At 73.2% G+C, this 18,998-nt stretch carries 17 protein-coding genes, 1 tRNA gene and 2 pseudogenes; 7 read left to right on the top strand and 13 right to left on the bottom strand.

What is annotated here, in order from left to right; genetic code table 11:
- Positions 1 to 92 precede the first annotated feature (92 nt).
- The 3 genes from ACE4Q9_RS04485 (at position 93) to ACE4Q9_RS04475 (ending at position 3,324) form a co-directional block, all read left to right on the top strand.
- Positions 93 to 1,601 carry a long-chain fatty acid--CoA ligase gene (locus ACE4Q9_RS04485; protein WP_397982907.1) on the top strand — a complete coding sequence of 503 codons (1,509 nt, stop codon included), beginning with the start codon at positions 93 to 95 and terminating at the stop codon, positions 1,599 to 1,601.
- A gap of 54 nt (positions 1,602 to 1,655) precedes the next feature.
- Positions 1,656 to 2,438 carry a sulfite exporter TauE/SafE family protein gene (locus ACE4Q9_RS04480; RefSeq protein WP_397982906.1) on the top strand — a complete coding sequence of 261 codons (783 nt, stop codon included), beginning with the start codon at positions 1,656 to 1,658 and terminating at the stop codon, positions 2,436 to 2,438.
- Between the two features lie 94 nt (positions 2,439 to 2,532).
- A complete protein-coding gene (locus ACE4Q9_RS04475; RefSeq protein WP_397987116.1) occupies positions 2,533 to 3,324 on the top strand; it encodes a cobalt-precorrin-6A reductase in 792 nt (263 codons plus the stop codon).
- Here the strand turns inward: ACE4Q9_RS04475 and cobF are convergent.
- Positions 3,281 to 4,054: a precorrin-6A synthase (deacetylating) gene (gene cobF / locus ACE4Q9_RS04470; protein WP_397982905.1), complete on the bottom strand. Its 774-nt coding sequence runs from the start codon at positions 4,052 to 4,054 to the stop codon at positions 3,281 to 3,283. The genes ACE4Q9_RS04475 and cobF overlap by 44 nt on opposite strands.
- Positions 4,055 to 4,137: 83 nt before the next feature.
- On the bottom strand, positions 4,138 to 4,644 hold the full coding sequence (locus tag ACE4Q9_RS04465; protein ID WP_397982904.1) for a DUF309 domain-containing protein: 507 nt from the start codon (positions 4,642 to 4,644) through the stop codon (positions 4,138 to 4,140).
- 102 nt (positions 4,645 to 4,746) lie between these two features.
- Here ACE4Q9_RS04465 and ACE4Q9_RS04460 point away from each other — a divergent pair.
- Positions 4,747 to 4,820 (top strand) — tRNA-Pro (locus ACE4Q9_RS04460).
- A 457-nt stretch (positions 4,821 to 5,277) separates the two neighbouring features.
- Here ACE4Q9_RS04460 and ACE4Q9_RS04455 read toward each other — a convergent pair.
- On the bottom strand, positions 5,278 to 6,333 hold the full coding sequence (locus tag ACE4Q9_RS04455) for a helix-turn-helix domain-containing protein (protein WP_397982903.1): 1,056 nt from the start codon (positions 6,331 to 6,333) through the stop codon (positions 5,278 to 5,280).
- A 150-nt stretch (positions 6,334 to 6,483) separates the two neighbouring features.
- On the opposite strand from ACE4Q9_RS04455, the pseudogene ACE4Q9_RS04450 reads away from it, so the two are divergent.
- Positions 6,484 to 6,714: pseudogene (locus ACE4Q9_RS04450) on the top strand (ATP-binding protein); the annotation flags it as partial.
- Positions 6,691 to 7,377 carry an MFS transporter gene (locus ACE4Q9_RS04445; protein ID WP_397987115.1) on the top strand — a complete coding sequence of 229 codons (687 nt, stop codon included), beginning with the start codon at positions 6,691 to 6,693 and terminating at the stop codon, positions 7,375 to 7,377. The pseudogene ACE4Q9_RS04450 and the gene ACE4Q9_RS04445, both read left to right, overlap by 24 nt.
- A gap of 17 nt (positions 7,378 to 7,394) precedes the next feature.
- Here ACE4Q9_RS04445 and ACE4Q9_RS04440 read toward each other — a convergent pair whose 3' ends face one another.
- The 10 genes and pseudogenes from ACE4Q9_RS04440 to ACE4Q9_RS04395 all read right to left on the bottom strand — a co-directional run bounded on the left by ACE4Q9_RS04440 (position 7,395) and on the right by ACE4Q9_RS04395 (position 17,777).
- Positions 7,395 to 7,550: a hypothetical protein gene (locus tag ACE4Q9_RS04440; RefSeq protein ID WP_397987352.1), complete on the bottom strand. Its 156-nt coding sequence runs from the start codon at positions 7,548 to 7,550 to the stop codon at positions 7,395 to 7,397.
- 313 nt (positions 7,551 to 7,863) lie between these two features.
- Positions 7,864 to 8,412 (bottom strand): annotated as a pseudogene (locus ACE4Q9_RS04435) (SDR family oxidoreductase); the annotation flags it as partial.
- Positions 8,413 to 8,439: 27 nt separating this feature from the next.
- On the bottom strand, positions 8,440 to 9,687 hold the full coding sequence (locus ACE4Q9_RS04430; protein WP_397982902.1) for a beta-ketoacyl-[acyl-carrier-protein] synthase family protein: 1,248 nt from the start codon (positions 9,685 to 9,687) through the stop codon (positions 8,440 to 8,442).
- Entirely contained in the window at positions 9,684 to 9,944 is a 261-nt protein-coding gene (locus tag ACE4Q9_RS04425; RefSeq protein ID WP_397982901.1) for an acyl carrier protein, read from the bottom strand. The genes ACE4Q9_RS04430 and ACE4Q9_RS04425 overlap by 4 nt, the downstream gene beginning before the upstream one ends.
- A gap of 50 nt (positions 9,945 to 9,994) precedes the next feature.
- Positions 9,995 to 11,314, bottom strand: coding sequence for an aspartate aminotransferase family protein (locus ACE4Q9_RS04420; protein ID WP_397982900.1), 1,320 nt, complete (start codon positions 11,312 to 11,314; stop codon positions 9,995 to 9,997).
- Between the two features lie 476 nt (positions 11,315 to 11,790).
- Positions 11,791 to 12,288: a type II toxin-antitoxin system RatA family toxin gene (locus ACE4Q9_RS04415; protein WP_397982899.1), complete on the bottom strand. Its 498-nt coding sequence runs from the start codon at positions 12,286 to 12,288 to the stop codon at positions 11,791 to 11,793.
- Positions 12,275 to 13,507, bottom strand: coding sequence for a GNAT family N-acetyltransferase (locus ACE4Q9_RS04410; protein ID WP_397982898.1), 1,233 nt, complete (start codon positions 13,505 to 13,507; stop codon positions 12,275 to 12,277). The genes ACE4Q9_RS04415 and ACE4Q9_RS04410 overlap by 14 nt, the downstream gene beginning before the upstream one ends.
- 109 nt (positions 13,508 to 13,616) lie before the next feature.
- On the bottom strand, positions 13,617 to 14,747 hold the full coding sequence (locus ACE4Q9_RS04405; protein WP_397982897.1) for an acyl-CoA dehydrogenase: 1,131 nt from the start codon (positions 14,745 to 14,747) through the stop codon (positions 13,617 to 13,619).
- 38 nt (positions 14,748 to 14,785) lie between these two features.
- Positions 14,786 to 15,979 carry a cytochrome P450 gene (locus ACE4Q9_RS04400; RefSeq protein ID WP_397982896.1) on the bottom strand — a complete coding sequence of 398 codons (1,194 nt, stop codon included), beginning with the start codon at positions 15,977 to 15,979 and terminating at the stop codon, positions 14,786 to 14,788.
- A 421-nt stretch (positions 15,980 to 16,400) separates the two neighbouring features.
- Entirely contained in the window at positions 16,401 to 17,777 is a 1,377-nt protein-coding gene (locus ACE4Q9_RS04395; RefSeq protein WP_397982895.1) for an IS1380 family transposase, read from the bottom strand.
- A gap of 304 nt (positions 17,778 to 18,081) precedes the next feature.
- Here ACE4Q9_RS04395 and ACE4Q9_RS04390 point away from each other — a divergent pair, with 304 nt between their 5' ends.
- Positions 18,082 to 18,984: a sugar phosphate isomerase/epimerase family protein gene (locus tag ACE4Q9_RS04390; RefSeq protein WP_397982894.1), complete on the top strand. Its 903-nt coding sequence runs from the start codon at positions 18,082 to 18,084 to the stop codon at positions 18,982 to 18,984.
- The last annotated feature ends 14 nt before the right edge of the window (positions 18,985 to 18,998 follow it).

Here is an 18,998-nt window from a genome sequence, read left to right as displayed (position 1 = left end):
AGCCCCTCTTGCCACGGGGGGTTCCCGCCGAGGGACGATCGTACGAGCGGCCCGGCGCGCCGGGCCGCAGCAAGGAAACGGAGCCGCACTCCATGGCAACTCTGTCCGTCGCCGCCATCCTGGCCGAGAACGCCAGGCGCCGTCCGGCCCACACCGCACTCGTGGAAGGGGAGCGGCGGCTGAGCTTCGGCGAGGCATGGCAGGCGGCGCTGGCCGGCGCGGGCGCGCTCACCGGCCTCGGCGTACGCCCCGGCGACCGGGTCGCCCTCATGGCCCCGAACACCACGGAGTTCCCGCTCGCCTACTACGCCATCGCCGCGGCCGGCGGTGTCGTCGTACCCGTACACCTGCTGCTCTCGCCGGGCGAGATCGAGCACGTGCTCAAGGACAGCGGCGCCACGCTGCTCCTCGTCCACCCGGCGCAGGCCCCGGCCGGCCGGGCCGCCGCCGACGCCCTCGGCGTCCGGGCGGTCACCCTGGGCGCGGAGTTCGACGCCCTCGCCGCCGCGGCCGAGCCGCTGCCGGCGTACGTCACACGGGCCGCCGACGACCCGGCCGTGATCCTCTACACCAGCGGCACCACCGGCATCCCCAAGGGCGCCGTGCTCAGCCACTTCAACCTGGTGATGAACGCGACCGTCAGCGCCTTCGACGCCAACGACGTCCGCCCCGACGACATCGCGCTGGGCGCGCTGCCCCTCTTCCACGCCTTCGGGCAGACCGTCTCGCTCAACGCCACCTGGCGGGCGGGCGCCACCCTCGTACTGCTGCCACGCTTCGACGCGGCCCGCGCGATCGCGCTGATGGCGAAGGAGAAGGTCAACACCTTCCACGGCGTGCCCACCATGTTCGTCGCGCTCGCGGCGGCCGCCGCGGACGCCGAGGCGCTGCCCGAGCTGCGGGTGTGCATCTCCGGCGGCGCCTCGCTGCCCGTCGCCGTCCTGGAACGGTTCGAGGCCGCGTTCGGCGCGCGGATCTACGAGGGGTACGGCCTGTCGGAGACCTCGCCGACCGCCACCGTCAACCAGCCGGTCTTCGGCACCAAGGCCGGCACCATCGGCCACCCGCTGTGGGGCGTCGACGCGGAGATCGCGCGCGCCGAGGTGGAGGGCCGGATCGAACTGCTGCCGCCCGGCGAGCTGGGCGAGGTCGTCATCCGCGGCCACAACGTCTTCTCCGGCTACCTCGGCCGCCCGGAGGCCACCGCCGAGGTCCTGATCGACGGCTGGTTCCGCACCGGCGACCTCGGCACCAAGGACGAACAGGGCTTCCTCACGATCGTCGACCGCAAGAAGGACGTCATCATCCGCGGCGGCTACAACGTCTATCCGCGCGAGGTCGAAGAGGTCCTGGTGCGGCACCCCGGCATCGCCCAGGTCGCCGTCATCGGCCTGCCCGACGAACTGCACGGCGAGGAGATCTGCGCGATCGCCGTCCCGGCACCCGGCGGCGCCCCTGACCCGGCCGCCGTCATCGAGTGGTCCAAGGAGCACCTGGGCCGCCACAAGTACCCGCGGCGCGTGGAGTTCACCGAGGAGCTGCCGCTCGGCCCGAGCATGAAGGTGCTCAAGCGGGAACTGCGGACGCGGTTCGCGAGCTGACGGCCCCGGCGCCTTTGTGCGGGGCCGGTGCTCATGCATAGCATCGGGCCCCGCATGAACATGTTGACGCACTGGCACATATCCGGCTGGGAGTTCGCCGCCCTCGCCCTCGCCGCCCTCCTGGTGGGCTTCTCCAAGACCGCGGTGAGCGGCGCCAACACCATCAGCCTCGCCGTGTTCGCGGCGATCCTGCCCGCCCGCGCCTCCACCGGCATCCTGCTGCCCCTTCTGATCGCCGGTGATGTGCTGGCCGTCCTCACCTACCGGCGGCACGCCCACTGGCCCACCCTGTGGCGGCTGTTCCCGGCCGTCGCGGTCGGCGTGGTGATCGGCACGCTGTTCCTGATGGGGGCCGACGACGGGGTCGTACGGACCTCGATCGGCGCGATCCTGCTGCTGATGACCGGCGTCACCCTGTGGCGCCGGCGCCGCGAGAACACGGGCGCGGACGACGACGCGCCGGACGCGGTCACGACCCGCGCGGGCCGCCTGAAGGCCCGCTCGTACGGCGTGCTCGGCGGGTTCACCACGATGGTCGCCAACGCGGGCGGCCCCGTGATGTCCATGTACCTGCTCTCCGCCGGCTTCCGGAAACTGGGCTTCCTCGGCACCTCGGCCTTCTTCTTCCTCATCGTCAACGTCTCCAAGGTCCCCTTCAGCGCCGCCCTCGGCCTGATCGACACCCGCTCCCTGCTCCTCGACGCCGCGCTCGTCCTGTTCGTCGTCCCCGGCGCGCTGCTCGGCCGCTGGGCCGTACACCGGATCAACCAGCGCCTCTTCGATCGGCTGGTGATCGCGGCGACGGTGCTGGGCGGCATCCAACTCCTCGTGGGCTAGGGCCACCTCGTAGGCTCGCCGCATGTCCCCGCAGCCCGCCCAGGCCCCGCAGTCCTCGCCGTCCTCGGCGTCCGGCCCGGCCCCGCGCCCGCCGGTGCCCCGGCACGTCCTCGTCCTCGGCGGTACCGCCGAGGCCCGCCGTCTCGCCGCCGCGCTGGTCGCGCACCCCGCGCACGCCGCCGGGTTCCGGGTGACCACCTCCCTGGCCGGGCGCACGGCCCGGCCGGAAGCGGTGCCGGGGGAGGTGCGGACCGGGGGCTTCGGGGGAGCCGAGGGGCTGGCCCGGTGGCTGCGGGCGCACCGGGTGGACGCGTTGGTCGACGCCACCCATCCGTTCGCCGCCTCGATCACCGCGCACGCGGCCCGCGCGGCGGCGGCCGCCGGGGTCCCGGCGGTGGTGCTGCGCCGCCCCGGCTGGCGGCCCGTACCGGGCGACCGCTGGTACGACGTCCCGTCCCTGGCGGCGGCCGCCGAGGCGCTGGCCGGCCCGGGCGGCCGGGTGTTCCTCACCACCGGGCGCCTGGGCCTGGCCGCCTTCGCCCACCTGACCGACCGGCACTTCCTGGTGCGCTCGGTGGAACGCCCGGACCCGCCGCTGCCGCCGCACACCGAAGTCCTGCTCGCCCGCGGCCCGTTCACCGTCGACGGCGAGCGGGAACTGCTGCGCGCGCACCGCATCGACGTGCTGGTCACCAAGGACAGCGGGGGCGAGGCCACGGCGGCGAAACTCACGGCCGCCAGGGAACTCGGGCTGCCCGTGGTGGTCGTACGCCGCCCGGCGCTGCCCGCGGGGGTGACCGCCGTACCCGATGTGACGGCCGTGCTGCGCTGGCTGGACCCGGTTACCGCCGGTCAGGGTTGCGGCGCAGCAGATACGTGTCCATGATCCACCCCTTGCGCTCCCGCGCCTGGGCCCGCACCCGCTCGATCTCCGGGCCTGCCTCGGCGAGCGGGCCGGAGACGAGGATCTCGTCCGGGGTGCCTATGTAGGCGCCCCAGTAGATGTCGATGTCCTCGTCCGCGTACCGCCGGAAGGCCTGGTGGGCGTCGAGCATCACGACCACGTCGTCCACCCCCTCCGGGAAGCCCTCGGCGAGCCGCCGCCCGGTGGTGATCTGCACCGGCCGGGCGACCCGGTTCAGACCGGTGCGATGGCGGGCGACCAGCGCGGAGACACTGCTGACACCGGGCACCACGTCGTACGTGAACGCGACCGCGCCCCGCGCCAGCACCTCCTGAAGGATCCCGAGCGTGCTGTCGTACAGCGCGGGATCGCCCCACACCAGGAACGCGCCGGTCTCCTCGGGGCCCAACTCCTCGGCGATCAGCCGCTCGTAGATACCGGCGCGGGCGCTGCGCCAGTCCCCGACGGCCGGTGAGTACGCCGACCCGCCCGCCGTGCGGTCCCGCTCGGGATCGCGGGCCTCGACCACCCGGTACGACCCCTCGGGCAGATGCGCGTCGAGTATGTCCCGGCGCAACTGGGTGAGATCGCTTTTCTCCTCGCCCTTGTCGAGCAGGAAGAACACATCCGTGCCGCGCAGCGCCCTTACCGCCTGGAGGGTCAGCTGCTCGGGGTCGCCCGCGCCGATACCGATGACATGAATCTCTCGCACGCCACCGAGTCTGCCGTACGCCACTGACAACGCGTCCACCGCCTCCGCACGGAAGGTATGGGCATGGCACCGGCGCGCGGCCGTCAGGGCCCGAGCCGGGGCGCCTCCACCACGGCGTCCACGGGGCCGCCCCCCTCCTCCACCCGCCCGGCCAGCTCCCGCGCCCAGCGGACGACCCCGGCGAGGTCCATCCCGTACGGCCGGTCCTCGCCCCGGCCCCGCTCCCACTCCTCGACCGCGCCGGCCCCGCGCCGCAGCAGCCGCGCCCCGCCGACCGCGTTGCCGCGGGCCGCGTGCGTGAGCCCCACCGCGAGCTGGGCCAGCCCCCGCCACAGCGGACGCTCGTCCGCGGGACCCGACTTCCAGGCGTCCTCGAACACCTCGTGCGCGTGGAACGGCCTGCCCGCGTCGAGCAGCGCCTGCGCCTCGGCGACCGTCTCCCGCGGCGCCCGGACGACGCCCTCCGGCTGCCGCGGCACCCCCTGCGCGCCGTACGCCAACGGCCGCCCGAGCCCGTCCCGCGGCCGCGCACTGCGGGCCCGCCCCTCCGCGTCCCGGTCCCGCTCCCCGGCTCCACCCGCATGCGTCATACCGCCGATTCTCCCCCCGCCCCGGCCCTCTTTCCGCGCACCCCCGCACGTGCGGTAAAGTTCTGTTCGCGTGATCACGCGGTCCACCGCGAGTCAGCGCATCGGGACGTGGCGCAGCTTGGTAGCGCACTTGACTGGGGGTCAAGGGGTCGCAGGTTCAAATCCTGTCGTCCCGACAGTGAAGTACAAGGTCAGAGGGGTCCTTCGGGGCCCCTCTCGATCGTTTCCAGAGGTGCCGTCTCACCATTCCGCACAAATGCTGTTGATCAAGGGCAGCCGAGCAGTTCGAGCAGCAGGCGGGGAACGGCGCTCTGGTGGACCCTGACGGCCTGCTGGCGGCGACCCGGCTGCTCGCGGGCGAGGGCGTCAAGTTCTTCCCCTGCCACCGGGTCACCGAAGAGGGGTCGTGCGCGTGCGAGGACCCGTACTCGTCCAGGTCGCCGGGGAAGCACCCCCGGAAGTGGAAGGCGAGGGGGCGGCGCGCTGATGGGCCACGGCAGCGCCGAAGCCGGGTGAGGCCACGTGGGAGGCGCTGAGCGCCGATCGGGACATGCCCAAGACGCTCATCTTTTCTCGGCTCCTTCGCTGAGGGCGCTTTGCTGGCTTTACCGACCGGAAACGAGTGGCGTACCCCTAGGCGAGCAACAAGTGCCCATAGTCGGCCAGCACTTCGCGTGCGTCGTAGCGTCCCAGCACGTCCTGGAGCAGCGGCATGGCGCGCAGCGGGCGGCGCAGCTCGGTGAACACCCGGGCGTCCATAACCTCCAGCTCCTCGCGGTTTACCCAGTAGGCCCAGGTCGGTGTGGGAGGGCCGTCCGTGGCGTCCAGGGCGGCGTGGGCCTCCCCGAGCGCCCGCAGGGCCGGTTGTGCCTCCCCGGCACGTGTATGCGCCCACGCCACGCGGTCCAGGAACAGGGCGCGGGTTGTGGCCGGAGCGTCCGGCCCGCCCTCGGCGACGGCTGCCTTCGCCAGTTCCAGGCCCTCCCGTTCCCGGCCGCTGTTCGTCAGGTGGTAGGCGAGGCTGCCCGCGAGCTGTGCCACCAGCGGCGCATCCCCGGCCTGGCGGGCGGCCGAGAGCCCGAGTCGGTAGGCGTGCTCCGCGTCCTCACCCCGACCGGCGTCCGAGGCGATCCATCCGGCGATCTGGCCCAACTCCCCGATCTGCACGAGCAGGCCGCGCCCTGTCTCCTCGGAGTGCTCGGACTCGCGGTACAGGCGGACGGCGGCGCGCAGCTCACGGAAGGCGGGGGCGATCAGGTCACCGCCGGACAGCACATCGTCCGCGAGCCGGAGACCGTGGACGCGAGCCGCCAGACTGTGCACCGTGGTGGCGCCGACTCGACGGCCACAGGGGGTCGCCAGGGGCTCCAGCGCGTCTCCGTCGGGCAGCAGGTCCGCGAGGGTGGCTGTGACCCCGGGAAGGGGAGCCTGAGCATCCCCCCGGGCGTACGCGGCGTCCTGCTCCAGATCGCGCAGCGGCACGCCGGACACCTGGGCGAAGGTGGGCAGCCACACGTCCGGGATGCGCTCCCCACGCTCCCACCGGGAGACCTCGTTCCGCGTGATCGACTGTGCGCCGGACACGGCGCACAGCACGGCGGCGAACTGCCGCTGCGAGCGGCCGGAGCGCCGCCGCAGACCGGCGAGGTAGGCGCCGAACGCGCGGCGTCGCTCGGGGGTGTCGCTCATGGTGGCCCCCTTCCGTCTCTAGTGTGGCCCCTCTCCGGCCCCCTGGTTGGCTCCTCCGCGTGATCACGCACCCCGGTTACCTGAATGCGAGCGCCCCGGCGACCGCGCGAACGGCCCCGGGGCTGGCCGATCTGAAGGAAGCAGACCGACATGCCGCAACCTACAACCCAGGGCCGCCGGACCGGGCACCCCAGGTACAGCGAGACCCTGCCGAGGCAGCCCGAGAGCGCAGCCACCGCGCGGCGCCTGCTTCGTACCGCCTGTGCCGTCTGGGGGCTGGACGCATTGGCCGAGGACGGGGCGCTGATCGTCTCCGAACTGGTGGCCAACGCCGTGCAGCACGCCCGGCGGGAGTCCATCCGGGTCGTCATCGACCGCCCCGGCGCCCTGTTCCTCAGCGAACCCGCCTTCCTCGTCTTCGTCACCCGCACGGTGGGGCTCACGCCGTTCCAGGTCGGGCTGGTCTTCTCCGCCTCCGGGGCGGGAGCCTTCGCCGGGGCCCTGGCCGCCACCCGCGCCGCCGACCGGCTCGGGGTCCCGCTGGCGCTGACCGGGTCGCTCGCGACTGCCGGGGCCGCGTCGGCGATCGTCCCGGCCGCGGCCATGGCACCGCAGGGCCTGGCCCCGGCCCTCATCGCCGTCGCGCACTTCGTGATGAGCGCCACGGTCATCGTCTTCAACGTCACACAGCGCAGCTTGCGCACCTCACTGACCCCGGCGGACCTGTACGGCCGGATGAACGCCTCGATCCGTATGATCGTCATGGGCGCGGCGCCCGTCGGCGGCCTGCTCGGCGGGTGGCTGAGCGCCACCGCCGGCCCGCGGGCCGCACTCGTCGTCGGCGCCCTGGGCATGGCGACGGCCTGCGCCTGGCTGCGCCCCTTCCGGCCGGCCGGCCGCGACGGGACCGGGGCCGGGACCGGCCCGAGCATCCCCGCGCCCCGGCGGGAGAGTGCACCACCGGCGAGCGGTCCGCTGCCAGGGCGGAGGCGGCAGGACCGTACGGCCGCGGATGGCCACGGCCGCGGATCCCCTTCGGCGTGAGCGCCCTCTCACACACCTCACACGTGCAGCGTCCACGGTCGTGGCTCCGCCAGGGCCAGACGAGGCTTCCGGGCGGCCCAGTGGTGGACCGCCGTCGCCATCGCGGCGGCCGGGTCCCGGACGGGATGCGTCGGGGTGAAGGGGGCGGCCATGCTGGTGTAGCTCTGGAACATGGCCAGCAGCTTGACGGCCTCGGCCTGGAAGGGGGAGAGGTAGCGGTCCGCGAGGGGGAGGAAGAAGCGGGTCCAGGTGTCCGGGGGGACGATCGGGGGGGCGGGCGATCGGCGGGGCGCCGTGGGCGGCGCGGAAGGCGTTGAGCGCCGTACAGGTCACGTCGATCAGGGCGGCCAGCCGCAGGCTCGCGGGGCCGGCCGCCACGGTCTCGGTGCGGGAAGCGGGAGGCGGAGCACCGAGGGCCGCGCCCGCGACCGCCCGTGCCACCTCGTCCACCGGGCTGATCTCCGCGAACCCCTCCGGGTCGCCGACGACGACCGCGGCGAGCCCGGACACCAAGGCGTGCAGCAGCGTGTACGGCCCGGAGAAGCGGGCGATCCCGCCGTCGCGCCGCCTGCCCACGACCAGCGGGGGGCGCACGATCGTCAGCGGCCCGGAGTGCTCGGTGCGCACCACCTCCTCGCACACCGCCTTGGACCACTCGTAGCCGTTGCGATAGCCGTCGAACTCCGTTACGGCGCCAGTCCGTTCACCGGCGACGTACGCCGTGGACACATGCACCAGATGCGTGTTCGGGCCGGCGAGGGCGAGGACCGCGCGCAGCGGGTCCACGTTGGCGGCGAGCGCCTCGGCACGGGTCATCGTCCAGCGGGTGGAGGCCGCGGTGTGCACGATGACGTCCCAGGGGCCGCCGAGCCGCGCCGGTGCCGGCCCCCGCCCGAGCGGCCAGGGCACGATGTCCGCGTCCGTCGCGCGCCGTGCCGTACGCACCAGCACATGCGGCGGCGCGTCGGCCGCGCGCAGGGTGTCGACGGTCTCGGTGCCGATCACACCGGTGGCACCGGTGACGAGGATGCGCATGGTTCCGTCTCCGAGCGGGCGTGAGGATCAGGGGGCGGGGGAGAGGGCGAGGCAGGCGTTCTGCCCGCCGAAACCGAAGGAATTGGACAGCACCGGCGCCGGACCCACGGTCCGGGACGCGCCGGTGACCAGGTCCACGAGGTCCGCCTCCGGGCTGGTACGGGTGTTGGCGATCGCCGGGACAAGGCCCGCCGACGCGCAGCGCAGCGCCAGCGCCGCCTCCAACGCCCCGGAACCGCCGATGAGATGACCGGTGACGCCCTTCAGCGCCGTGACCGGCGGGGACTGCCCGGCGAAGCAGCGGTCGATCGCGGCGGCCTCGGCCCGGTCGTTGAGCAGCGTGGAGGTGCCGTGCGCGTTGACATGACCGATGTCCGCGGGCGACAGCCCCGCGTCGGCGAGCGCCGAGCGCATACAGGCCGCGGCGACCGAGCCGTCCTGGTGCGGGGCCACGATGTGGAAGGCGTCGCAGTTGTCCGCGTAGCCCGTGATCTCCCCGTGGATGCGCGCCCCGCGCGCCACCGCGAGGTCCCACCGCTCCAGCACCAGCAGCGCCGCGCCCTCGCCGACCACGAATCCGTCCCGGTCGGCGGCGAAGGGCCGACTGGCCAGCCAGGGCTCCTCGTTGCGCAGCGACACCGCCCGCATCCGGGCGAAGCCGCTCATGATGACGGTCGTGACCGGCGCGTCGGCGCCACCCGCGAGCGCCACGTCCAGCTCGCCGTGCCGGATCTTGCGGGCCGCCTCGCCGAGCGCGGTGGTGCCGCTGGCGCACGCGGTGGCGTACGTGGTGCACGAGCCGCGGAACCCGAACCGCATGGCGATCCGGCACGCCGGGGAGTTGGTCATGGTCCGCGGCACGGTGTGCACCGGCATGCCCATCGGGAAGCCGCCGTGGTCCAGCGCGGTCGCCTCCATGCTGGGCAGCCCGCCGATGCCGGTGCCGAGCTGCACCCCTGTGCGCTCCGGGGCCAGTTCGCCGGGCAGCGCGGCGTCGGTCACCGCGTCGGCCGCCGCGCACAGCGCCAGCATGGTGACCCGGTCGATCTGCCGGGCCTCGCGCCGGGTCAGATACGCCTCGGGCTCGAACGGCGGTACCAGGCAGGCGAAGGCCACGGGCACGGCCTCCGCCACCAGCCGGTCGACCGTCGCCGCGGTGGACTTGGCCGCCAGGAACGTCCGGAACGCCTCCTCGGGCGTGTTGCCCGCGGGCGACTTCACCCCGATGCCGGTGACGGCCACCCGGAAGCGGCCGTGTGCGTCACGGCCGCTCACCGTGGCTCCGCGAGCCGGGCTTCCAGCAGGTCCACGGCCTGGCCCAGGGTCTCGGCGGCCGTCAAGTCCCTTACCGCGATGGGCAGTCCGAGGGCCGTCTCCAACCGGGAGCCGATCTCCATGAGTTCGAGACTGTCGATCCCGAAGTCGTCCGCCAGGCGGGTGGTGTCGTGGAGGTCCTCCGGCTCGGTACCGACCACATCGCAGACGACGGTACGCAGCAGGAGGCCGAGCTGTTCACGGGTCCGGGTGGGCATGGGCGTTCCGTTCTCCTTCGGCGTCGGCACGGCGCGGACGGGCGGCGTGGTCATCTCTCGGCGCACCGGGCCGCGGCCGTGGCCGTGGCGTGCTCCAGGGCGGCCAGCGCCTCCGCCACCTCCGGCGGCCCGCAGGCGAGCGAGGGCAGCAGCCGCACGGTGGTGGGGCGGCTCAGACAGGGGGAGACCAGGAGGCCGGCGTCGGCCAGGCCGAGGACGACCTCGCCGGCCAGATGCGGGGTGGCGTAGTCGAGGCCCCACAGCAGCCCACGCCCGCGCACCTCACGCACCGCGTCGGCGTGCCGCCCGCGCAGCCGGGTCAGCCCCTCGGACAGGGCGCCGGACAACACCTCGCCGTGCGCGGCGAGTTGCTCGATCGCCGCCAGGGCCGGGGGCAGCGCGGCGCACGCCAGCGGATGACCGCCGAACGTCGCCGAGTGCAGGAACGGGTCCGCCTCCAGCGGCGCGTACAACTCCTCGGAGCACACCACCGCCGACAGCGGTACGACGCCGCCGCCCAGCGGTTTGCCCACCAGCACCGCATCCACGGGCAGCCCCTCGGCGAGGGCGAGGGACCGCTCGCCGCAGCGCCGCAGCCCGCACTGGATCTCGTCGGCGATGACGAACGCGCCGTACCGCCGCGCGTCCGCGCACCAGCGCCGCAGCACGGCCACGGGCAGCGGTACGACGCCGTTCTCGCCCTGCACCGGTTCGAAGACGACGGCTGCCAACTCGCCCGACACGGCGGCGCGTTCGACGGCCCCGGTGTCCTCCGGGTCCGCGTGTGCCACGTCGATCACGCTGCCGCGCAGCCCGGCGCGGAACAGCGGGCTGTGGGTGAGCGCCAGCGCGCCGGTGGACTTGCCGTGGAACCCGCCGCGCACCGCGAGGATCCGGCCCCGCCCCGATGCCAGCCGGGCCAGCTTGACCGCCACCTCCACCGCGTCGGCGCCGTTCAGCCCGAAGTACACCTTGGGCAGGGCGCTTTCGAAGTACTCCACCAAGGTGGCGGCCGCCCGCGCCGTCACCGGGTTGGCCAGGCTGCGGGTGGCGGTCGGCAGGGTGTCCAGCGCCCGGCGCACGCCCGCCACGACCGCCGGGTGCCGGTGGCCGAGCAACGGCACGGCGTAGGAGCCGAAGTCGAGCACGCTGCGACCGTCGGAGAGGGTCACCCGGCACCCCTCGGCCCCCACCTCCACGGCACCCCGCCCCGCGAAGCTCCCGGTCAGCGCGAGCCGGGGCGAGAAGTGGCGCCGGATGAGATCGAACGTCCGCTGCGCATTACGGAGTTCACCACCCGCCCTGCCCTCTTTCCCCCCGCCGCCGCCGACCTCGGCCGCCGCTGCGGCATTTGCACCACCTCCGGACACGGCCGCATCCCCCCGTCGATGGGGCTCGGTCGCGGCTGGGTCCCTTGTGCCGTCGTCGTTCCCGGCGGTGCCGTTGCGCTCGCCTGCCGCTTCGGGACTCTCGCCGCCTGCCGTCTGCGTCGCGCCTTTGCGCCTGCCGGTCTCTCCCGCCGCTGCGGTACCCGCGCCGCCTCCGGACACGGCCGCATTTCCACGCCGACCGGCCTCGGCCGCCGCTCCGGTGCTTCCGTCGCCGCCCGTGACCGTCGCGCCCTCACGCCCACCGGGCCGGCCCGCCGCCACGGCGCCTTCGCCGCCGCCCCTCACCGCCCCGTCCCCACGCCCACCGGGCTCAGCCGCCGCCTCGGGACTCTCGCCACCTGCGGCCGCCGTCCCGCATCCGCCGGGTCTGCCCGCCGCCTCGGTGGTCCCCTCAGCCCCCGTCACCGTCCCGCCCCCACGCCCACCGGGCTCAGTCGCCGCCTCGGCGCTCTCCGTCACCGCCCCACCCCCGCGTCCACGTCCGCTCCGCCCCCAGGCGAATCCACCCGTCGCCGCCCCTCCAGCCGCCGCTCCAGCGCCCGCAGCATCTGTGCCGCGTTCTCCCGCAGGGCCTCCGAGGCGACCGGGTTGAGCATGTCGGACAGCAGCGGGATGCCGATGTCGAAGTCGACGTGCAGAGAGACCGTGCTGTGGTCCGCGCCGGCCGGTGTCACGGCCCAGTAGCCCGAGAAGTCGCCCAGGTCACCGGCGACTTGGCGGAAGTCGAAGCGCCGCGCCGCGTGATCGAGCACCTCCGCCTCCGTCCAGCACAGGACGGAGCCCTTGAGATGGACGGACCATGCCGTCGTACGATGCCGGGCGTCGCCGCGCTCGACCACCGTCACCGACTCCACGTTGTCCATGCAGCCCGGATAGGACTCGACGTCGGCCACGGCGGCCCAGGCCTCGTCGGGCGGGGCGGCGATGCGCAGTTCCACGTCAACTCGGGGCATATGAGGTCCTCTTCTCGGGCGCGGGAAGCAGCTCGGCGTGCGGACCGAGGGCCTCCGTCAGGGCGGTGTCCAGGGCGCGCGGCAGCAGGGCGCGCAGCAGGGCGCGGCGCAGCGGGCCCCGGTGGGTGAGGGCGTAGGACTGGGCGACCAGGCGACAGCCCAGTTCCACCTTCGGCGTGTACGCGGTCTGCGCGAAGCGGATATGCGTGCAGCCCGACTCGATGGCCAGCCGGATCGCCGCGTAGTGCACCGCGTGGTACAGCCGCGCCTCGTGGGCGATCCGGTAGTCGAGGCCGATCCGCGCCCCGGTCGCGCCGGTGCCCCGGAACAGGCACAGCAGGTACGCCACCAGCCGCTCGCCCTCGAACGCGGCGACCAGCGCCCGCCGGGGCTCGGCGGCGCCCGCGAGGGCGGCGAGGAACGACGCGTCCAGCCGGTCCAGCGTCTGGTCCGCGCGCTCCATCACCTGCTCGTACAGGGCGAGCATCTCGGGCAGCAGGGGAGTGAAGTCCTCGACGATCTCGATGCGCGCGCCCGGCCAGGCCGCGAACTTGCGCAGCTTGCTGCGGGCGTTGCGCCGGGGTTTCGCCGGCAACGCACGGACGTAGTCCTCGAACGAGCCGTACCCGAGCCGCAGTTCGGTGTCCGGCATGCTGCGCGTGAAGAAATACCCCGCGCGCTCCAATTCCGGGCGGAACAGCGCGAGTTCCGCGTCGGCGAAGTCCTTGAACACCACGGTCCCGAGCCCCGCCAGGTCGGCCGCGTCCCCGACCGCCGACACGAGCAGTCGTACGGCCTCCGGTGGCAGCGGACCGGCCCCCAGGACGTGTCCCTGGCCCAGCAGGTGGCCGCAGAACAGCATGGGCACCCCCAGCAGGCCGGGGCACACGGCGCGCAGCGGGCGCAGCAGCCGGCGTTCGCGTGGGCCCACCACGTCGTCCAGGCGCAGGGCCGGAAAGAGGCACAGCGGCAGTACGGCCACCACCTCTCCGTCCCGGCGCAGCAGCAGATAGCGGTAGCCCGCGGGGCCGAGGCGACCGCGTTCCATCGCCGCGAACACGCCCTGGGACCACAGCGGGTCGTCGGCCGGGGCCAGCTTCCGCCAGACCTGCGGCGGCACGGCGCCGACCGTGCCCGCGACCTCGACCCGGTAGGGCGCCCGCGCCGCCACGGGCGACGGTCCGCCCGGTCGCGGCACCGCACCGCGCTCTCGGCTCATGGATGCCTCCTCGGCGGCTGGGATCGGCGGGTGGATCGGCGACTGGTGTTGAGGGGGCTGGATCGAGGGGGCTGGGATCGGCGGCCAGAGCCCCTGCGCACGGCGCCGCTCAGCCGATGCGCAGCCGGGCGCCGTCGAGGTGCTCCCGCAGCGGCTCGGCCATGCGGGCGCGCGACGGCGGATGGAAGGCGAGCCCGGTCGCGGCCGAGGCGAGGTACGTGCCGTCGGGCGAGCCGATGAACGCCATCCCGCCGAGCGCGGACAGGCACCGGGGCGTCGTGCGGGCGATGGCGTCCTGCGCCGCGTACCGGGCGTGCAGCGCCCGCACCAGGAGTGTGTCGTCCCATGCCTCGGTCTCCATGGCCGTCGCCACGGCCTCCACGGCGAGCATCGCGGCCTCGACGTCGACCAGGAACGGCGTCGGGTCGCCGCCGTAGCCGCCGGGTCTGCTCAGCACCCGTTCGACCAGGCCGCTGATCACCCCCAAGTACCCGGCGGCCAGCAGGAGTTCGAACCAGAGGAAGCCCGCGACATTGAGCGCGTCGGGCACCGCGTCGGCCGTGACCTCGGTGGCGACGACCATCTGCGGATCGAGCTCCACCTCGGTGAGCACCACCTCGTCGCTCTCGGCCCCCGCCAGCACCGGACTGCCCCAGAACGGCCGCACGCTCAGTCCGGGGGTCTTCGCCGGCACCAGGGCCACCGCGAGGCGTGCCACCCCGTCCTCGCCGGTGAGCGTGACGGAGGCGGTGAGCAGGTCCATCGACCGGGACAGGCTGCACGGCTTCTTGCTGCCGTTCAACACCACGCGTGCGCCCCGCAGTTCGGCCCGGATGTGCGGGCGCAGGATGTTCTGGCCGGTGTTGCCCTCCGCGAACCCGGAGGCCAGCAGCAGCCGTTCCCTGGCGACGGCGGTCAGCAGCAGGCCCTCCATTCCGGTGCCGTGCTTCGCGGTCTCCACCAGCCCGGCGACGGAGAAGTGATGCATGGTGGTGGCGACCGCGAGGGACGGGCAGCGGGCGCCGACGGCCCGCTGCGCCCGGACCGCCTGGAGCACCGTGGCCCCGGCGCCGGAGTGCTCGGCGGGCACCAGCAGTCCCGGCCCGCCCGCCGCGCGGAACGCCTCGATCGCGGGGCTCGGCGCGCGCTCCAGATCGGTCAGCGGATGCGCGGCGAGCGCGGTGTCCAGTCCGGGGAGCAGCCGGTCGAGCACGGCGCGTTCGGTGTGCAGGAAGTTCACGGACGTCCCTTCTGTGGGCCGGGGCCGGACGGGGCCGCTCAGCCCGAGGTGACCAGGGGCAGCCGGGTGAAGGCCCGCATGCTGATGCTGTCCCGGCGCACCGGGCGCCGGGCGTGGGCCAGTCCGGGGAAGCGCGCCAGCAACTGCCGTACGACGGCGGCGCCTTCGAGACGGGCGAGGGCCGCGCCCAGGCAGTAGTGGGCGCCCGCGCTGAAGCTGAGCACCCGGATGTCGGGCCGCAGGACGTCGAAGGTGTCGGGGTCCGGATGCCGGGCGGGGTCGCGGCCCGCGGCGGCGAGTACGGTGGTGATGTTGCCGCCCTGCGGGATCGCGACGCCGCCCACGGTCAGCGGCCGGGTGGCGATCCGCTCCGTCATCCGCACCGGGGTGTCCCAGCGCAGTGACTCCTCCACGGCGTTGGGCACCAGCGCGGGGTCCTCGCGCAGCAGGGCCAGCTGGCCGGGGTGGCTGAGCAGGGCGTGCACGGTCAGCCCGAGGAGGCTGGTGGTCGTCTCGAAGCCGGCCACGAACACCAGCAGCAGCAGGTCGAGCAGTTCGCCCTCGCCTAGCCTGCCGTCACCGGTCTCGCGCACCGCGAGCAGCGCGGAGACCAGGTCGTCGGCGGGTTCGCGGCGGCGCAGGGCGACCAGCCGGGCGAAGTATCCGCGCAGGGCGGTCACCGCCTCGTCGGCGCGTTTCCAGTCCTCGTCGGTGCGCACCGGCTCCAGCAGCCGGCTGGCGTCCTGCCCGTAGTGGTGGAAGCGGTCCTGGTCCGCGTGCGGCACGCCGATCAGGTCGCCCACGACGGCCACCGGCAGCGGGTATCCCACCAGCTCCTGGAAATCGGCCGCGGCGCCGTCGCGGGTGGCGTCGGCGAACCGGTCGAGGAGGGTGGCGGTGGTGGTCTCGATGCGCTCCGTGAGGGCGGCGACCCGGCGGGCGCTGAACCGGTCGGCCACCAGCCGCCGCAGCCGTATGTGGTCGGTGCCGTTGGCGCGCAGCAGCGAGGAGTAGAAGAACACGGCGGCCGGATGCTCGCGCCAGTCGGGCAACTCCGTTTCGCACCAGGTGAGATCGGGAGTAAGGCAGGAGGGGTCGCTCAGCACCTGCTGGCAGTCGGCGAACCGGGTCAGGAAGTAGGTGTCGAGCTTCTCGTGGTAATAGACGGGGGCGATACGGCGCAGTTCGGCCAGGGCCGGATAGGGGTCTTCCTTACCCTCGGCCGTGAACATCGAAGAAAGCAGCGTTTCCGAATCCACCGTTGTGGCCTTTCCGGCCATCCGGTCCGGGAGCGGAGTGGCACGACGCCAGTATGTCCCCCGGCTGGTGCGACTTCCATGCCGGTGAATTCTCCGGCCAATTATGACCCACCTCTGGCCGGATCCGATAAGGGGCGTGAAATGCGCGCCCTCTTCACTACCCCGGGGTGCGACCGGGTGATGAAAGAGGGTGAATTTGTAAGTCATATAAGCGGGCTTTGCGTGTGGTTAACCTCGATCTTGCATGAGGGTCCGCCGGCGGAGTCGGTGGACCCTTTCGCTTTCCGGAGCTGATGGTGGGCAGGCCGGCGGCCCGGCTGTCGCGTCGGGTGAGCGCCGGGTTCCACTGCCCGGGGCGGGTGATGTCGTCGTTGGGACGGTGGAAGGTTGCTGGTCAGCCGGGGCTGGGGAGGAGCGCGAGCCGTTCGAGGGCGGCGGTGATCTCGCCTGCCCAGGGCCAGTGTTGGGCGAGGCGGAGAATCCTGCGTCGGCCGGTGGTGACGAGCTGAGCGGCCGCGGAGATCAGGCGGAACCGCAGGCGGCGGGGTTCCCAGAGTCGGGCCTTGCCGGTGAGTGCGAGCATGGGCATCCAGGCGAGCAGGTCGAGGGCGATCTGGACGATCTCGAGCCAGACCTTGTTCTGGGCTGTCGTGTGGAGGGGCAGGTTGCGCAGGCCGGTGGCCCGGGCGGCCCGGATCCGGTCCTCGGCCCGGGCCCGCAGGCGGTGGCGGAGTTCGAGCTCGGCGATCGGCCGGTCAGGGGTGTTGGTCGCGAAGCACGTGATCCGCATGCCGTCCGCGTCCGTGATCCTCAATTGGGCGCCAGGATGGGGACGTTCCTTTCGGACGATCAGTCGCATGCCCTTCGGCCAGCCGTCCAGGACCTTGCCGGCGAGTTCGGCGACCCAGGCCCCGTCACGGGCCTCACCGTCGGTCTCGACGGCCGGGGTCCAGGCTGAGGCGGGGACCTTCAGTACGTGTTCGTGGATCGCTTCGGTGATCACCATGCCGACCGAGTAGGACAGCCATCGTCCGCGCTGGGCGAGCCAGGAAACGAAGTCGTGGGTGCCGCCCGCGGAGTCGGTGCGGATCAGGGTCTGCCTCCCTCGCCGGTAGTGCTTCGGCAGCTGGGCCAGGGCAAGTTGGGCGGTGGTGATGTGGTCGGCTGCCGTGTTGGAACCCGCGTTTCCCGGCCTGAGGAGGGCGGCGACGGGCTCACCGGTTCCGCCCGGTCCGTGGTCGAGGAAAGCCGTCAGCGGGTGATGGCCGTAGGTCTTCTTCCAGGTCGCGGCCGCGTCCTCCTTGTCGGAGTGGGCGATCACGAGGACGCCGTCGAGATCGATGACGACCTGGCCGTGGGCGTCCGGGGCGTTCTTGCCAGCCAACGACCAGGCACGACTACGGACTTCGGACCGTGCGGAGCGGATGGCCTGCAGGGCTTTCTCGCCGGAGGTGGCGAGGGTGTCGATCAGGCGGGAGATGGTCGGGTCGGAGGCGACCGGGCCGAAGACGGCCGGCTCACACCGCAGCATCGCGACATCCGCGAGGCAGTCCCCGCCCAGTGCGACCGTCAGAGCGACGTCCAGGAGGGCCTTGCCTGGATCGTGGACGGCCCGCGGCTTCCGCCAGGGAGCCAGAGCCTGGGATATGGCCTGGTCAAGACCGGTCTTGCGGACCGTTTCGACGAGCAGGACCGAACCGGCCTGGGAGACGACCTGGCGGCCGTCGTCCTGGACACGGACACGCGGGTAGGACCCGATAGAGTGCTTCACCTGGGAAGTGCCTCCGGCGGCGGCAGGAACAAGGACCTCGACAATCCTCATTCTTGCTGGTCAGAGGCACTTTCTGCTTTCCTGACCGCCTGTCGGACAGCCCACCTCGTGAAAGCGCGAGGTTAACGCGGCGGCCGGGACGGTGCATCATGGCTTTACCGCGATCCCGCAGTGAAACTCTGGAACACGGCCATGTCCGGACAAACACTTGACAGTGGCCCTGGCGGGCACTTGTATCGCGTACCCGACGCAGCAGCGCCCTTCACGTCCGCGCCGGCATCACCCCCGAAGGGATCACCTGACCATGCCGTACGACCTCGACCGCATCCGGATCGGCTCCGCACCCGACTCCTGGGGCGTCTGGTTTCCGGACGACCCCCGGCAGGTGCCCTGGGACCGCTTCCTGGACGAGGTCGCCGAGGCCGGCTACACCTGGATCGAACTGGGCCCCTACGGCTACCTCCCCACCGACCCCGCGCGGCTCGCCGAGGAGGTGGACCGCCGCGGCCTCAAGGTCTCCGCGGGCACGGTCTTCACCGGCCTGCACCGCGGCCCCGCCGTCCGGGCGGACACCTGGGCCCACGTCTCCCGAGTCGCCGCGCTCACCCAGGCGATGGACGCCCGGCACCTCGTGGTGATCCCGTCCTTCTGGCGCGACGACAAGACCGCCGAGATCCTGGAACCGCCGGAGCTGACCGCCGAGCAGTGGGGCCACCTCGCCAAGGGCATGGAGTGGCTCGGCCGCCGGGTGAAGGAGACGTACGGCCTCGACATCGTCGTCCACCCGCACGCCGACACCCATATCGACACCGAGGCTCATGTCACGCGCTTCCTCGACGCGACCGACCCCGGCGCGGTCGGCCTCTGCCTGGACACCGGCCACTACGCCTACTGTGGCGGCGACAGCGTGCGGCTGATCGAGACGTACGGGGAGCGCATCGGCTATCTCCATCTCAAGCAGGTCGACCCGGCCGTCCTCGCCGACGTCGTCGCGCGGGGGCTGCCCTTCGGGCCGGCCGTGGCGCGGGGCGTCTTTCGTGAACCTCCGCACGGACTGCCGGAATTGGGTCCTGTGCTGGAGGCCGCGCAGAAGCTGGGGGTGGATCTCTTCGCCATCGTGGAGCAGGACATGTATCCCTGCGAGCCGGACAAGCCGCTGCCGATCGCGGTGCGGACGCGGCGGTTCCTGCGGTCCTGCGGGGCGTGAGAAGTGGGGGCGAC

The sequence above is a fragment of the Streptomyces sp. AM6-12 genome (genome assembly GCF_044327085.1).
GTDB lineage: Bacteria > Actinomycetota > Actinomycetes > Streptomycetales > Streptomycetaceae > Streptomyces.
Note: the sequence above shows the minus strand (reverse complement) of the source record. Positions and strands in the feature narration are given on the sequence as shown.

What these genes read in the sequence shown, in the direction of transcription:
- ACE4Q9_RS04440 (WP_397987352.1), bottom strand. Translation starts at nt 7,550, where the DNA reads ATGTTCCAGAGCTACACCAGCATGGCCGCCCCCTTCACCCCGACGCAT.
- ACE4Q9_RS04400 (WP_397982896.1), bottom strand. Translation starts at nt 15,979, where the DNA reads ATGTTCACGGCCGAGGGTAAGGAAGACCCCTATCCGGCCCTGGCCGAA.
- ACE4Q9_RS04415 (WP_397982899.1), bottom strand. Translation starts at nt 12,288, where the DNA reads ATGCCCCGAGTTGACGTGGAACTGCGCATCGCCGCCCCGCCCGACGAG.
- ACE4Q9_RS04390 (WP_397982894.1), top strand. Translation starts at nt 18,082, where the DNA reads ATGCCGTACGACCTCGACCGCATCCGGATCGGCTCCGCACCCGACTCC.
- ACE4Q9_RS04410 (WP_397982898.1), bottom strand. Translation starts at nt 13,507, where the DNA reads ATGAGCCGAGAGCGCGGTGCGGTGCCGCGACCGGGCGGACCGTCGCCC.
- ACE4Q9_RS04425 (WP_397982901.1), bottom strand. Translation starts at nt 9,944, where the DNA reads ATGCCCACCCGGACCCGTGAACAGCTCGGCCTCCTGCTGCGTACCGTC.
- ACE4Q9_RS04455 (WP_397982903.1), bottom strand. Translation starts at nt 6,333, where the DNA reads ATGAGCGACACCCCCGAGCGACGCCGCGCGTTCGGCGCCTACCTCGCC.
- ACE4Q9_RS04480 (WP_397982906.1), top strand. Translation starts at nt 1,656, where the DNA reads ATGAACATGTTGACGCACTGGCACATATCCGGCTGGGAGTTCGCCGCC.
- ACE4Q9_RS04465 (WP_397982904.1), bottom strand. Translation starts at nt 4,644, where the DNA reads ATGACGCATGCGGGTGGAGCCGGGGAGCGGGACCGGGACGCGGAGGGG.
- ACE4Q9_RS04485 (WP_397982907.1), top strand. Translation starts at nt 93, where the DNA reads ATGGCAACTCTGTCCGTCGCCGCCATCCTGGCCGAGAACGCCAGGCGC.